The sequence below is a fragment of the Streptomyces sp. Tu 3180 genome (assembly GCF_009852415.1).
In the GTDB taxonomy this organism is placed as follows: Bacteria; Actinomycetota; Actinomycetes; order Streptomycetales; family Streptomycetaceae; genus Streptomyces.
On the sequence record NZ_WOXS01000002.1, the window covers coordinates 1,951,252 to 1,964,694 of the forward strand.

Here is a 13,443-nt window from a genome sequence, read left to right on the forward strand (position 1 = left end):
GGTCAGGCCGCGGCGTCCAGCACCGGCAGGTAGCCGCCGGACTGGCCGGCCGCCGTCGGGTGGTACGAGTTGCCGATGTTGAACCAGTCCACGCTGTGCAGCCAGGAGCTGCCGGAGCAGATCTCGTGGCCGGTGAAGGTGGTGCGCACGTCGCCGAAGGTGAAGCCGTGCGCGCCGGCGCGCTGGGCGATGGCGTTGTTGAGGTGGTCAGCGGCGTCGTTGATCGCCTTCCGCTTGGTCTCGGAGAGACCGATGCAGGAGGTGCCGAGTTTGTAGAAGCGGGGGTAACCGAGCACGACGACGTGGGCGTTGGGGGCCCGGGTGCGGATGGCGCTGTAGACGCTGTCGAGCCGGCCGGGCAGCGTCGAGTCGACGTAGGCCCGGGCGGTGGCGATCCGGGAGAGACAGGTGCTGTCGGACTGGAGCACACAGGTCGTCATGACGTCGGCGAATCCGGCGTCGTTGCCGCCGACGCTGAGGGAGACGAGGCCGGTGGAGGTGGAGAGCGGAGCGAGCTGCCCGGCGAGAACGTCACCCGTACGAGCGCCCGAGCAGGCGGTGAAGTCGAAGGACGAGGGTGAGTTGGCGGCCCTCCAGAGGTACGGGTAGGCGTTCGTGCTGCGCTTGCAGTCGCCGCTGGAGGAGATGTAGCTGCCGGCTCCGACGCCGGAGGAGTAGGAGTCTCCGAGCGCCACGTAGCCGCCCGCGGCGGCCTGTTGGGACGCCTGAGCCGTCGTGGCGCCGGTGAGGGCGGCGGTGACGGCGAGGAGGAGTGAGCCCAGAAAGAGGGAAAGTCGGGAACGTCTCATGGAACCTCCCTTTAGCAGGATCTCTGCCTCAACCGTCGTACCAACTACGCGTGTTGACTGGAAGTGTCCATGCCAAAAAAATCCGGCTCTCCCCGGGAATCACTCCGCTTCTTCACACGAACCACCCCGGGGGGAACGGCTGTTCAACCCTGGACAAAATCTGGCCGTAGGGATTTTCAGCCCTTGACGCCCCCTACGGGGTGCGCCACATTGAAGCCCGGCATTGGACGCTTCGGGGGGCAAAGTCGGCCATGCAGACAGGCATATCCGGGCAAGAGCCGCACACGACGGCCAAACCATCGAAACATGGGACGCCGTTCCAGGTCTTGCCATAAGGGTCCAATTGTCAATACCGTCATACATCTCACCCGCATCGGTCCGTCAGTAAGCGGCTCCAGGGGAGGGCTCAGGACCGCGACGAACCGGCGCGGGGCGCGGTAGGGGGGTGCCGTGCTCGGTGACCGCAACGGTGACCGGGCCGTGCCGCGCGGTCGGCTGCCGTTGTCGCGGCCGGCCAGCTTTGCCAGCTCACCCGGCGTACACGTCGGTTCCATGTGTCGTGCCGTGGGGTGAGAACCCCCCTTTCGAACCGGACGAACAGCCGGGCCGCCCGAGGGGCGGGCGGTCCACCGGACGAGAGGGACCAGACTCATGAGCTCCGTTCTGCAGCCGGCGGCCACGGACCAGGATCCGCCGACCGCCCGCACGTACCGGCCCGTCTCCTCGCACCTGGCCATCGCGCCGCCGGTGAGCGTGGTGATACCGGCCATGAACGAGGCGGAGAACCTGCCGTACGTCTTCAAGACGCTTCCCGACTGGATCCACGAAGTGGTCCTGGTCGACGGCAACTCCACCGACGACACCGTCGAGGTGGCCCGCGGACTGCGGGCGGACGTCAAGGTCGTCGAACAGCGCGGCAAGGGCAAGGGCGACGCCCTGCGCACCGGGTTCGAGGCCTGCACCGGCGACATCATCGTGATGGTCGACGCCGACGGCTCGGCCGACGGCAACGAGATCGTCAGCTACGTCTCCGCCCTGGTCTCCGGCGCGGACTTCGCCAAGGGGTCCCGCTTCGCCAACGGCGGCGGCACCGACGACATGACCTTCATCCGCAAGCTCGGCAACCGGGTGCTGTGCGCCGTCGTCAACCGCAAGTTCGGCGCCCGTTACACCGACCTCTGCTACGGCTACAACGCCTTCTGGCGGCACTGCCTGGACAAGATCGACCTCGACTGCACCGGCTTCGAGGTCGAGACCCTGATGAACATCCGGGTCGTCAAGGCCGGCCTCAAGGTGCAGGAGATACCCAGCTACGAGTACCTGCGCATCCACGGCACCAGCAACCTGCGGGCCGTGCGCGACGGGCTGCGCGTGCTGCGGGTGATCCTCGGGGAGCGGTCCAACCGGCGTGCGCTGCGCAGCCGCGCACGCCACTCGCCGCTGCTCGACACGGGCCGGGGGAAGGTGTCTTGAGCGAGTCCGGCATCCCCGGCGTCTCGGTCGTGATCTGCGCCTACACCGAGGACCGCTGGGAGGACGTCCTCGCGGCGGTCGCCTCGGTGCGGGCGCAGTCGCGGCCGGCCCTGGAGATCCTGCTGGTCGTGGACCACAACCAGGCCCTCCTGGACCGCCTGGGCGAGGAGTACAAGGAGACCGGGGACGTGCGGGTGCTCGCCAACGCGGGCCCCCGCGGCCTGTCCGCCGGCCGCAACACCGGGATCGCCGCCTCCCGCGGCGAGATCGTCGCCTTCCTCGACGACGACGCCGTCGCCGAGCGCGACTGGCTGCGGCGCTTCACCGAGGCGTACGCCGATCCGCGCGTGATGGCGGTCGGCGGGCGCACCGAGCCGGTCTGGGCGTCGGGCCGGCGACCCGCCTGGTTCCCCGAGGAGTTCGACTGGGTGGTGGGCTGCACCTACCGGGGCCTGCCGCCCGGGCGGGTGCGGGTGCGCAACGTCCTCGGCGGCAACGCCTCCTTCCGGCGCAGCGCCTTCGACGCGGCGGGCGGCTTCGCCACCGGCATCGGACGCGACGGGAACAAACGTCCGCTGGGCGGGGAGGAGACGGAGCTGTGCATCCGCCTCAGCCGCGCCCGCCCGGACGCGGTCCTGCTGATCGACGACCGCGCGGTGATCCACCACCGGGTGCCCGGGACCCGCGAGCACTTCCGCTACTTCCGGACGCGGACGTACGCCGAGGGCCTGTCCAAGGCGCTGGTCGCCCGCAGCGTCGGCGCGGAGAAGGGACTGGCGTCCGAACGCCGGTACACCACGCGCGTCCTGCCGGCCGGGGTGGCGCGGGGCCTGCGCGACGCCCTGCTGGCCCGGCCGGGCGGCGCGGGGCGCGCGGGGGCGATCGTCGCCGGGGTGCTCACGGCGGCGGGCGGTTACGTGGTGGGCAGCGTGCGGGCCCGGCGGGGCGGGGTGACGTTCTCCGTGGTGGACGTCGCGGGCGGCGGTCCGCGCGGTGGGGGCCGAGGGGGTGCCGGTGACTGACGCGCGCGTGCCGATCCTCATGTACCACTCGGTCGCCGCCGATCCCAGCGAGGCGACCCGTGCCCTCTCCGTGAGCCCGGAGGCGTTCGCCGAGCAGATGGCGGTGATCGCGGACCGGGGGCTCACCCCCGTCACCACCGCCGATCTGGCGGCCCGCTGGCGTTCGGGGCGCCCGCTGCCCGCGCGGCCGGTCCTCGTCACGTTCGACGACGGCTACGAGGGCGTGCACCGGCACGCGCTGCCCGTGCTCGCCCAGCACGGCTTCCCGGCCACCCTGTTCGTCTCCACGGGATGGCTGCGGGGTCCGTACGACACCGGCGGCGGCCTGGACACCATGCTGGACTGGGGCCAGGTGCGCGAACTGGCCGGCGCGGGCGTGGAGATCGGCGGGCACAGCCACAGCCATCCGCAGCTGGACCGGCTCGACGACCGCCGGCTGCGCTCCGAGCTGATCCTGTGCAAGAAGATCGTCTCCGACCAACTGGGCTCCGTTCCGGCCTCGTTCGCGTACCCCTACGGCTACTCCAGTCGCCGGGTGCGCGAGGCGGTGCGGGAGACGGGGTACGCCCAGGCGCTCGCCGTCGGCAACGGCCTCGCCCGCCGTGCCCAGGGGCCGTACGCCCTGCGGCGGGTCACCGTGCGGCGGTCGACGGACGCCGCCGGGTTCGAGCGGCTGGTGGAGGGGCGGGCCGTCGCGCGCACCTTCGCGCGGGACCGTGTCCTGACCAAGGGGTACGCGGTGGTCCGCCGGGCCCGGCAGGCCGGTCTGCTGCTCCGCCGGCCACGGGACTGAACGAGCGAGGGGACGAGCCGCACACGGGCGACAAAACCGCGCGCACTCCGGAAACCGGGTGCACGCGGCGCCCGTGTGCCCGATCATGGCGGACATGTCCGCGAAGCCACACGACGCACTGCCGATCCGGCTCAACGTCGACGACAGCGACTCCCCGGCCGACGTCGTCGACGCGCTGTTCCTCGGCCGCTTCGCGACGGGCGAGCAGCCGTACTCGCACGCCGCCAACATCGACCGGGTGCGCTCCGGCGCGACCCTGCTGCCCGCGGACGCGCGGGTGCTGCGGCTCGCCAGGGACGACGACCGCAGCGCCACCCTGGCCGAGGGCGACGGCTGGACGCTGCTGGTCTCCCGCTGGAACCGGGGCGCCGACGTCACGGTCACCGCGACCAGCGCCGACCTCGCGGCGAGGATCCTGGGCGAGGCCACGGACGGCGCGGCGGACGAGCCCGAACCCCAGCCGGAGAACGTCACCATGGGCTTCTGGTACGTCTCCCCGCGCCGCGGCCCGCACCGCACCACCCGGCAGATCTCGGCGGGCACCTGGGAGGAGGTCCGGCCCAACTACACGGCGCCGGTGGCGGACGCGATGGACCGCCTGATGAAGACCACCCCCGAGGACATCTCGGGCCGGCTGCTCCTGCTGCACGGCCCGCCGGGCACCGGCAAGACCTCCGCGCTGCGCACGCTGGCCCGGTCCTGGCGGGACTGGTGCCAGGTGGACTGCGTCCTGGACCCGGAGCGGCTGTTCGGTGACGTCGGCTACCTGATGGACATCGCGATCGGCGAGGAGGACGCGGCGGGCAAGGGCCGCTGGCGGCTGCTGCTCCTCGAGGACTGCGACGAGCTGATCCGCGGCGAGGCCAAGCACACGGCCGGACAGGCCCTGTCCCGGCTGCTGAACCTCACGGACGGCCTGCTCGGCCAGGGCCGCAACGTCCTGGTCGGCGTCACCACCAACGAGGACCTGGAGCGTCTGCACCCGGCCGTCGTCCGCCCCGGCCGCTGTCTCGCCCGCATCGAGGTCGGGCCGCTGACCCGCGTGGAGGCGGTGAACTGGCTGGGCCGCGAGGACGGCATCGGCCGCGAGGGCGCCACCCTGGCCGAGCTGTACGCCCTGCGCCGGGGCACCTCCCCGACCGCCCTGCCCGAACCGCGCGGCGACGCGGACGCGGGGCTGTACCTGTAGGCACGGATCCGGGGCCGTCGGTACGGGGGCGCGGTCCCCGGGGCCACCGGCAGGGGGACGCGGACCGCCGGCACGCAGACACGGGCCGGCGGGCCGCCGTTGCCGGGCCCGGGCCGGCCGGTGGCCGACCGTCCCGCCTACTCCCCGTAGGCCGCCCGCAGGGCGTCCCGCACGGCGGCCAGCGCCTCGTCCTCGGTCAGCCCGAGCCGCCGCACCCGCTCCGCGTACCCCTGGGCCGCCGACGCCGCCTCCCGCTGCGCCGCCGAGCCCGCGGCCGCGACCACCGTGCCGTTGCGGCCCCGGGTCTCGATCACCCCGTCGGCCTCCAGCGCCCGGTAGGCCTTGGCCACCGTGTTCGCGGCGAGGCCGAGCGTCCCGGCCAGCCCCCGCACCGTCGGCAGCCGGTACCCCACCGGCAGCTCTCCCGACCGGGCCTGCTCGGAGATCTGCGCCCGCACCTGCTCGTACGGCGGCGCGCCGTCATCGATGTGGATCTTCAAGGTCACGGCTCGATTGTCCCGCACCCGGGAAAAATGGGAGGCACCCCGGGCGCGTCCCGGCATAGCGTGCACAGCCATGACCGTGACCGTGCGCGACCTGCGACCAGGGGTGCGAGCCGACGCCGAGGGTTTCTCCCGCGTCCGCCGCCTCGCCCTCCCCTTCATGCTGTCCACCCCCGAGTCCGTGCTGCACGACCTGACGCGCTCCCACCCGGACGCCCACTTCCGGCAGCTCGTCGCCGAGGAGGACGGCGAGATCATCGGCACGGCCCAGGTCGGTCTCGCCCACGACAGCCCGGAGCCCGGCCAGGGCTCCGCCAACGTCTACGTCCGCCCGGACAGGCTCCGGCGCGGCGCCGGGTCGCTCCTGCTGCGCGCCGCCGAGGAGCGCCTGGCCGGCCTCGGCGCCCGCAAGGTCCACAGCTGGGTCCTGGACGCACCGGACAACCGGGCCTTCGCCGAGCGGCACGGCTACCGCGTCGGCCGCTCGGCCCACTTCCTGCGGCTGGACCTGGCGCACGGCGACCTGCCGCCCCTCCAGGACCCGCCGCCCGGCGTCGAACTGCGCACCGGCGCCGACTTCGCCGACGACCCGCGCCCGCTGTTCGCCCTCGACGCGGAGACGACGTCGGACGAACCGAGCGACATCGGCACCGAGTTCACCGACTACGGGGCGTGGCTCGAGCAGACCTGGAAGCACCCCCTCCTCGACCTCGGCCTGACCACGGTCGCGGTGGTCGACGGCCTCCCCGCCGCCTTCACCGCGGCCTACACCGACGGCTCCGCCCGGTACGGCACCGCCATGACCGGCACCGCCCGCGCCCACCGCGGCCGGGGCCTGGCCAAGCTCGCCAAGAACGCCTCCCTGCACCGCGCCCGCGCCGCCGGGTGCACGGAGGCGTTCACGGGGAACGACACCGGCAACGGACCGATGCTCGCGATCAACAAGTGGTTCGGCTACGAGGTCTGCGCCACGGAGGTGCGATATGTCCGCGAACTCGGCTGACCGCCCGGTCCTCCTGGACGTCGTCCTCGTCAAGGCGGGCCGCGAGAAGATCCGTTACCCCGCCGAACTGCTCGCCGACGACGGCACCCGCGTCACCGTGCGCGCCCCGTGGGCGGGTGACGGCGTGCGCGACTTCGGCTTCGTGCGTTTCGAGCCCGGTGACGTCTTCACCGAGCACTACTGGCGCGACCGGTGGTACTCCGTGAAGGAGGTCCGCACCGCAGGCGGCGCCCTCAAGGGCCACTACTGCGACGTCACCCGCCCGGCCGAGCTCTCCGGCACCCGGCTGGTCGTCGAGGACCTCGACCTGGACCTGTGGGTCGGCGCGGACGGCACGGACGTGCGGCGGCTGGACGAGGACGAGTTCGCGGCGAGCGGGCTGGCGCAGACGGATCCGCGGGCGGCGGCGGCCGCCGTGGCCGCGCTCGACGAGCTGGAGGCCCTGGCGCGCGGGGACGGCCTCGGCACGCTGCTCGCGTGAGGCGGCCGGCTCAGTCCGGCACCGCGACCACCGCGTACCGCTCGTCGTCGACCTCCCGGCCCCACAGCGCCGTCTCCCGCGACAGCCGCTCCACGCGCACCCGCCCGGCGAGCGGGGCGAGCAGGGCGGTGAGCCGGTCCGCCGGTATGCCGACCGGGCTCACCGTCCCCCACACCCCCTCGACCAGCACCAGCCGGCCTCCCGGGCGCAGCAGCTCCCGCCAGTGCCGCAGGGCCCGGGCCGGTTCGGGCAGCGTCCACAGGACGTGCCGGACCAGGACGGCGTCGTAGCGCCGCCCGCCGACCGGCGGCGCCGTCGCGTCACCGACCAGGAACACCGCGTCGCGCCCGGCGAGCTTCTCCCGGGCCAGCGCCACCATGGCCGGGGACCGGTCCACCCCGGTGACCCGGTGTCCCTGGGCGGCCGCGAGGAGCGACAGGCTGCCGGTGCCGCAGCCGAGGTCGAGGACGTCGCCCGCCCGTCCGGGCAGCCAGGCGCGCAGCCGCTCGGCCCAGGCGGCGCGCACGTCCGGGTCGCGCAGTCCGTGGTCCGGCTCGTCGTCGAAGGCGGCGGCCCGCGCGTCCCAGTCGACGCCGTCCGTGCCCGCCCGGTCACGGTGCTCGCTCATGGCCCCAGGGTGACACCCGCCACTGACAATCGATTCGTGACAGCGGCCACAGACACACCGGGACCGATGAGGAACTCTCCCCCGAAGGGTCTGCCTCTGTGAGAACACGGAACCCGGTGGACCCCGAAGGAGGCAGCCATGCGCCGTGTCACCGTGCAGAAGCCCCTGAAGAAGGCGGACGCCCGCCGGGTCCGCGACGAGCCCGACGAGCGCCCCGCGGGACGTCCGGAGGTCCGCCGGGACATCGCCCGCACCTGGTGGCCCGACGGCTGAGCAGGCCGGCCGCGCCGGCCGCGAGGGGCCGCGAAGCCCGTCCGTCCCGCCGCGCACGGCACGTACCTGATCCCAGCCTGAGCACTCCCTTAACGCGACCATAAGGATCTCCCTCCACGGCCTCCGCCGGGCGATTTCACGGTTCTCCGGGGCTAGCTTCTGTGGCACCCCCACGGGATTCCCCCGAGTCAAGTGATCGCTGTCGAGGAGTTGCCGCCCCATGCCCGCACACCGCAAAGCCGCTGTCGCCGTCGCCGGTCTCGTTCCGCTCGCCCTCACCGGGCTGTCCGCCGCACCGGCGTCCGCGCACGGTTCGATGGGCGACCCGGTCAGCCGGGTCTCCCAGTGCTACGCCGAGGACCCGGAGAGCCCGAAGTCGGCGGCGTGCAAGGCGGCGGTCGCGGCCGGCGGGACCCAGGCGCTCTACGACTGGAACGGCATCCGCATCGGTGACGCGCGCGGACGCCACCAGGAGCTCATCCCCGACGGCAAGCTGTGCAGCGCGAACAACGAGCAGTTCAAGGGGCTCGACCTGGCCCGCGCGGACTGGCCCGCGACGAGCGTGAGCAGCGGGTCGTACACCTTCAAGTACCGTGTGACCGCCCCGCACAAGGGCACCTTCAAGGTGTACATCACCAAGCCCGGTTACGACCCGGCGAAGCCGCTGGCCTGGGGCGACCTGGATCTGGCGAACCCGGTGGCGACGGCCACCGACCCGGCCGCCTCGGGCGGCTTCTACACCTTCACCGGCACCCTCCCCGAGCGCTCCGGCAGGCAGCTGCTGTACGCGGTCTGGCAGCGCTCGGACAGCCCGGAGGCGTTCTACTCCTGCTCGGACGTCGCGTTCGGCGGCGGAAACGCGACCGGCGGCGAGGACGCGGCGGGCGGCGAGGGCGAGGCCGGCGGCGGTGACACGCCCGAGGAGGAGGCCGCCCCGGCGCCGGCCGCCTCCGCCCCGTCCGAGGAGCAGATCGAGGCCGGCGCCGAGAAGTCGACCGTCGAGAACCACGGGCACGGCGACGACGACCCGGACACCTCGGCGGCGCCCGTCGCGGCGCGGGACGACACCGCTCCGGACGCCTCCGGCGACGGCACCGCCAACCGGCCTAAGGCGGCCGGCGGCTCGGCGGACCTCGCGGAGACCGGTGGCGACGGCAACACCCCGTACCTGATGGTCGGCGGGGCCGCGGCGCTGGCGCTGGGCTCGGCGGCGCTGTTCGCCTCCGCCCGGCGGCGCACGGCGGGCGGGCGGCACGGCCGCTGAACCGGCGCGGGGCCCTGTCCGGCGGCTCAGGCCGGACAGGGCCCCGCGGCGTCCGCCGCGACCTGCACGTGTCAGTCGAACACCGAGGCGCAGGTGGTGGGCGTGGCGCGGGCCGGGTCGAGGGCGTTGGCCACCTCGTGGAAGGCGATCCGGTCGAACAGCCCGACGGCCAGGTGCTCGGACAGGTCGAGCGGGCACAGGTCCTGGAGCAGGACGTTGCGCACGTCCGGTCCGTCCAGGTACTGGCTGCGGTACGGGGTGAGCACCTCGTCGTACTTCGTGGCGATGACGGTGTAGCGGACCCCGGGCACGGTGTCGCCGCCCTCGTTGAGCCTGGTGAGGAAGTCGGAGCCGGCGATCTGGTCGGCGAGGGCGGGGGTGGCCTCGTTCAGCAGGTCCTCGGCGCCCGGGAAGTACGGCAGCAGGCGGGTGAGGCCGCCGAGCGTGGTGCCGTGGTTGCTGGGCGCGATCCCGACGAGGGCGTTCACCTCGTCCGCTCCGCCGAGGAACCTGAGGTAGTGGCGGGGCATCATGCCGCCCTGCGAGTGGCCGACGAGATCGGCTTCGGCGGCGCCGGTCGCGGCGAGCACCCGGTCGACGAAGGCGTCGAGCTGCTCCGCGGACTCCTCGACGGGGCCGAGGCCGTGGAAGAAGGGGACGCCGGGCAGCTGTCCGTAGTCGAGGGAGAAGACGCAGTAGCCGCGGTGCCCGAGGTAGGGCGCGAGACCGAGCCAGTTGTCGACCGAGTTGCCGAAGGTGCCGTGCACCAGGACGACGGGGCGGGGGTGGGCGGCGGAGGGCTTGCAGGAGTAGTCGTTCCAGCCCCTGCCGGGCGCGCCGGAGGCGTGGGCGCCGGTGGGGACGGTGACGGCAGCGGCGGCCAGCAGGAGTGCGGCCAGCGGTCTGATCACTCGCTTCCAGGGCAGCATCGGGTGATCTCCTTGCGGTTCATGGGGAGGTGGGGGGCCTTGCTCCCTGTGATCCGGATCACGAGGCTGCTGTTCACTCGTCAAGTTACGGACGAGTAGGGAAGCTGGGAAGTTACGCGTCGGTAAAACTTCCGCCGCCGGCCGGCGGCGGTCCGCCCGGAACCGGCAGAGGGTCACCAGGCGGGCCGTACGGCCCTCTCGGGGCGATGCGCGGCGGCGTCTCCGGCAGCCCGCGCGCCCCCGCCTCCCCGAACACGCCCCGCGCGCCCACGGCCTCCGAGGCCGCCTCCCGCACCGGGCGAGTTCACCGGCGGCACCGGGGATCCCGCCCGCACAACGCGGAAGTCCCGCCCCTCGCGCGCGGGGCGGGACTTCGCGGGAAGGAAATGCTCAGCCGATCCGCGTGCCGGTCGCCGAGAGGGCCTCCGTCACCGGCTGGAAGAAGGTCGTGCCGCCCGAGGTGCAGTCGCCGCTGCCGCCGGAGGTGAGGCCGACCGCCTTGTCGCCCGAGAAGAGCGAGCCGCCGCTGTCGCCGGGCTCGGCGCAGACGTCGGTCTGGATCAGGCCGTTGACGATGTCGCCGTTGCCGTAGTTCACGGTGGCGTCCAGACCGGTGACCGTGCCGGAGTGCACCTGGGTCGTGGAGCCGCTGCGGGTGACCTGCATGCCGACGGTGGCCTCGGCCGCGCCGGAGATCGCCTGCGCGGAGCCGTCGTAGAGGTTCACCTCGCTCGGGCGGTCCACCTCGGCCGTGTACTTGACCAGGCCGTAGTCGTCGCCCGGGAAGCTGGACGCCGCGTTCTCGCCGATCACGCCGCCCGAGGAGTCCGACCAGGTCGAGATGCCCTCGGTGCAGTGCCCGGCGGTGAGGAAGTGCGGTTCGCCGCCCTTGGTCACGTTGAAGCCGAGCGAGCAGCGCCCGCCGTTCCCGGTGATGGTGTCGCCGCCGGCGATGAAGGGCTTGAACTCACCCTTGGTGCGCTGGAGTTCGGCGGTGGAGCCGAGTTCGCCGACGACCTTCTCCAGCTTGGCCCACTCGGCCTTCGAGACGGTGCGGTCCGCGGTGACGACGACCTTGTTGGTGGTCGGGTCGGTCACCCAGGAGGTGCCCGGGACGGCGGCGTCCTGCTCGAGGGCGGTGCGCGCGCTCTTCAGCTCGGCGAGGGAGTTCGCCACCACTCTCGCCCGGGCGCCGGCCGACTCGGCGGTCTCGGCGGCGGCCTCGTCGAGCACGTTCACCACGAGGCTCTTGCTCTTCGCGTCGTAGTACGTTCCCGCCGCGTCGGCGCCGAGGTCCTCGATGAGCGTCGAGGCGAGCTTTCCGGCCGCTCCGATCGAGAGGGTCCGGGGCCCGGAGTCCTCCGGGGTCTCGCTGGCGTTCGCAGTCTGGAAGGTGACTCCAGCGGCGACCAGTGCGGCGATGCCCGCACCCGCCACGGCTGCACGCCGCCTGGGTATGCGTCGGTGCTTCAACTCACGTCCTCCTGTGGGGGGACGGCCCGGGAGGTTGTGGGGACCTCACGAACCGGAAGGCGTACGGCCACGAGGGCGGCACACGAGAAAAGCCGCGCCCGTGCCGGTTGAACGGCGCCCACTCTTCCGAACCCCACAAGGGGCACACAAGGTCGACTTCAGGACGCGTGCACGACAACAACCGCGCGCCCCCTATGTCCTGACAGATCATGGGCACGCGGGGCGGTTCGCACTGCAAACGTTACGACCGGGTAACCGACAGTGCGGTCCACGGGGCCCGCCCCTGGCTTGAATTCGCCCCTCCGGGATCCGGATCCACACGGTGCGCCAGGGAGGGGAGTTGCTCCCGCACCGGCCGCCGGACCCGTTCCGGGAGGCGCGGCGGCCCACCGGACCGGACGAGGGGACCGGTGACCGCGCTCCGGGCACGGGCGAGCCCCCGCACGGCGCTTGCGTGCGGGGGCTCGTCGTGCTGCCGGCTGCGGACGGGGCGCGGGACCGGTGGTGCCGGCCGGTCCCGGTGCCCGTTCCTAGGTGAGGTTGACGCCGTAGGCGCTCAGGGCCTCCGTCACCGGCTGGAAGAAGGTCGTGCCGCCGGAGGAGCAGTTGCCGCTGCCGCCGGAGGTCAGACCGTACGCGGTGCCGTTGCTGCCGTAGAGCGGGCCGCCGGAGTCGCCGGGCTCGGCGCAGACCGTGGTCTGGATGAGGCCGGAGACGATGTCGCCGCCACCGTAGTTCACGGTCGCGTTGAGGGCGGTGACCCGGCCGCTGTGCGTGCCCGTGGTGGAGCCGTCGCGGATGACGGTGGTGCCCACGCTCGGGGTGGCCGCCCGGGTGATGTCCACGCCGTTCGCGGTGCCGGGCCGGCTGACGGACCCGGTGTACCGGACGATGCCGTAGTCGTTGCCCGGGAAGCTGGTGCCGGCGGTCGAGCCGAGCACCGTGGTGCGGCTGGAGTTGCCGTACCAGGTGCCCGCACCCTCGGTGCAGTGACCGGCGGTCAGGAAGTAGTCGACGCCGCTGCTGGAGCGGACGTTGAAGCCCAGGGAGCAGCGGCCGCTGCTCGAGTAGATGGCGTCACCGCCCTGGATGAGCCTGGTGAACTTGCCCGGGGTGCGCTTGATCGTCAGCGCGTCCGCGTCGGACCCGGCCTGCTGCTTGATCTCGGCGATCTCGGCCTGGGACACCGTGCTGTCGACGGTGACGACGACCCGGTTGGTCTTGCTGTCGACGGCCCAGGCGGTGCCCGGGACGTCGGCCTTCAGCACGGAGCCGCTGGCGCTCTTGAGCTCGGCGGAGCTGAAGGTGGCGGGAGTGTCGGCCGCGTTCGCGCTGGGGACCACGATCGCGGCGGCAGCCACGAGGCCGGTGGAAACGGCGATCAGCCGGGTCCGTCTCGAGATGCCGCTCCGGGGGGTGGTGCGCTTGATCCTCACTTCTCGTTCCTCCACAAAGGAAGTAGGGGGCCCTCGTGGGGTTGTGGGCCCGTGAGGCGCAGTCGGGGGACCGGGCGTCCGGATTCCGAACACGTCGTGCCCCTGACAAGCGCTGTGGGCGAGTATTCGGCCGACCGACCGTTCGGCGCAAGGGTGCCTTTTGGCCG

General features: G+C 73.0%; 14 protein-coding genes. 8 read left to right on the forward strand and 6 right to left on the reverse strand.

Translation table 11 applies throughout. The annotated features are described in order from the left end of the window. Nucleotides 1–2: 2 nt before the first annotated feature. Complete coding sequence (locus GL259_RS09675) at nucleotides 3–809, reverse strand: SGNH/GDSL hydrolase family protein (RefSeq protein ID WP_159531132.1); 807 nt, start codon at nucleotides 807–809, stop codon at nucleotides 3–5. 651 nt (nucleotides 810–1,460) lie between these two features. Here GL259_RS09675 and GL259_RS09680 point away from each other — a divergent pair. The 4 genes from GL259_RS09680 to GL259_RS09695 all read left to right on the forward strand — a co-directional run bounded on the left by GL259_RS09680 (nucleotide 1,461) and on the right by GL259_RS09695 (nucleotide 5,286). After that, on the forward strand, nucleotides 1,461–2,282 hold the full coding sequence (locus GL259_RS09680; RefSeq protein ID WP_159531134.1) for a glycosyltransferase family 2 protein: 822 nt from the start codon (nucleotides 1,461–1,463) through the stop codon (nucleotides 2,280–2,282). Further along, complete coding sequence (locus GL259_RS09685) at nucleotides 2,279–3,304, forward strand: glycosyltransferase family 2 protein (protein ID WP_159531136.1); 1,026 nt, start codon at nucleotides 2,279–2,281, stop codon at nucleotides 3,302–3,304. Before GL259_RS09680 ends, GL259_RS09685 begins: the two co-directional genes overlap by 4 nt. Continuing rightward, nucleotides 3,297–4,097: a polysaccharide deacetylase family protein gene (locus GL259_RS09690; protein WP_159531138.1), complete on the forward strand. Its 801-nt coding sequence runs from the start codon at nucleotides 3,297–3,299 to the stop codon at nucleotides 4,095–4,097. The genes GL259_RS09685 and GL259_RS09690 overlap by 8 nt, the downstream gene beginning before the upstream one ends. A gap of 94 nt (nucleotides 4,098–4,191) precedes the next feature. After that, on the forward strand, nucleotides 4,192–5,286 hold the full coding sequence (locus tag GL259_RS09695) for a DUF5925 domain-containing protein (protein ID WP_159531140.1): 1,095 nt from the start codon (nucleotides 4,192–4,194) through the stop codon (nucleotides 5,284–5,286). Between the two features lie 137 nt (nucleotides 5,287–5,423). On the opposite strand, the gene GL259_RS09700 is transcribed toward GL259_RS09695, so the two are convergent. Beyond that, the gene (locus tag GL259_RS09700; protein ID WP_166461461.1) at nucleotides 5,424–5,792 is read right to left on the reverse strand and encodes a GntR family transcriptional regulator; all 369 of its coding nucleotides are present in this window, start codon (nucleotides 5,790–5,792) and stop codon (nucleotides 5,424–5,426) included. Nucleotides 5,793–5,862: 70 nt separating this feature from the next. Between GL259_RS09700 and GL259_RS09705 the strand changes: the two genes are divergently transcribed. Further along, nucleotides 5,863–6,792 carry a GNAT family N-acetyltransferase gene (locus GL259_RS09705; RefSeq protein ID WP_159531142.1) on the forward strand — a complete coding sequence of 310 codons (930 nt, stop codon included), beginning with the start codon at nucleotides 5,863–5,865 and terminating at the stop codon, nucleotides 6,790–6,792. Then, a complete protein-coding gene (locus GL259_RS09710) occupies nucleotides 6,773–7,273 on the forward strand; it encodes a DUF402 domain-containing protein (protein WP_159531144.1) in 501 nt (166 codons plus the stop codon). Before GL259_RS09705 ends, GL259_RS09710 begins: the two co-directional genes overlap by 20 nt. Nucleotides 7,274–7,283: 10 nt before the next feature. Here GL259_RS09710 and GL259_RS09715 read toward each other — a convergent pair whose 3' ends face one another. Next, the gene (locus GL259_RS09715; protein ID WP_159531146.1) at nucleotides 7,284–7,901 is read right to left on the reverse strand and encodes a class I SAM-dependent methyltransferase; all 618 of its coding nucleotides are present in this window, start codon (nucleotides 7,899–7,901) and stop codon (nucleotides 7,284–7,286) included. Between the two features lie 138 nt (nucleotides 7,902–8,039). On the opposite strand from GL259_RS09715, the gene GL259_RS39305 reads away from it, so the two are divergent. Beyond that, nucleotides 8,040–8,174: a hypothetical protein gene (locus GL259_RS39305; protein WP_159531148.1), complete on the forward strand. Its 135-nt coding sequence runs from the start codon at nucleotides 8,040–8,042 to the stop codon at nucleotides 8,172–8,174. Between the two features lie 220 nt (nucleotides 8,175–8,394). After that, nucleotides 8,395–9,438, forward strand: a complete 1,044-nt coding sequence (locus tag GL259_RS09725) for a lytic polysaccharide monooxygenase (protein ID WP_159531150.1) — start codon at nucleotides 8,395–8,397, stop codon at nucleotides 9,436–9,438. Between the two features lie 71 nt (nucleotides 9,439–9,509). Here GL259_RS09725 and GL259_RS09730 read toward each other — a convergent pair whose 3' ends face one another. From GL259_RS09730 to GL259_RS09740, 3 genes are all read right to left on the reverse strand, one after another. Further along, the gene (locus GL259_RS09730) at nucleotides 9,510–10,367 is read right to left on the reverse strand and encodes an alpha/beta fold hydrolase (protein WP_159531152.1); all 858 of its coding nucleotides are present in this window, start codon (nucleotides 10,365–10,367) and stop codon (nucleotides 9,510–9,512) included. A 390-nt stretch (nucleotides 10,368–10,757) separates the two neighbouring features. Beyond that, entirely contained in the window at nucleotides 10,758–11,840 is a 1,083-nt protein-coding gene (locus GL259_RS09735) for a S1 family peptidase (RefSeq protein WP_159531154.1), read from the reverse strand. A gap of 530 nt (nucleotides 11,841–12,370) precedes the next feature. Next, a complete protein-coding gene (locus tag GL259_RS09740) occupies nucleotides 12,371–13,276 on the reverse strand; it encodes a S1 family peptidase (RefSeq protein WP_159531156.1) in 906 nt (301 codons plus the stop codon). Nucleotides 13,277–13,443: the final 167 nt, after the last annotated feature.

What these genes read in the sequence shown, in the direction of transcription:
- GL259_RS09675 (WP_159531132.1), bottom strand. Translation starts at nt 809, where the DNA reads ATGAGACGTTCCCGACTTTCCCTCTTTCTGGGCTCACTCCTCCTCGCC.
- GL259_RS09680 (WP_159531134.1), top strand. Translation starts at nt 1,461, where the DNA reads ATGAGCTCCGTTCTGCAGCCGGCGGCCACGGACCAGGATCCGCCGACC.
- GL259_RS09695 (WP_159531140.1), top strand. Translation starts at nt 4,192, where the DNA reads ATGTCCGCGAAGCCACACGACGCACTGCCGATCCGGCTCAACGTCGAC.
- GL259_RS09705 (WP_159531142.1), top strand. Translation starts at nt 5,863, where the DNA reads ATGACCGTGACCGTGCGCGACCTGCGACCAGGGGTGCGAGCCGACGCC.
- GL259_RS09710 (WP_159531144.1), top strand. Translation starts at nt 6,773, where the DNA reads ATGTCCGCGAACTCGGCTGACCGCCCGGTCCTCCTGGACGTCGTCCTC.
- GL259_RS09715 (WP_159531146.1), bottom strand. Translation starts at nt 7,901, where the DNA reads ATGAGCGAGCACCGTGACCGGGCGGGCACGGACGGCGTCGACTGGGAC.
- GL259_RS39305 (WP_159531148.1), top strand. Translation starts at nt 8,040, where the DNA reads ATGCGCCGTGTCACCGTGCAGAAGCCCCTGAAGAAGGCGGACGCCCGC.
- GL259_RS09725 (WP_159531150.1), top strand. Translation starts at nt 8,395, where the DNA reads ATGCCCGCACACCGCAAAGCCGCTGTCGCCGTCGCCGGTCTCGTTCCG.
- GL259_RS09730 (WP_159531152.1), bottom strand. Translation starts at nt 10,367, where the DNA reads ATGCTGCCCTGGAAGCGAGTGATCAGACCGCTGGCCGCACTCCTGCTG.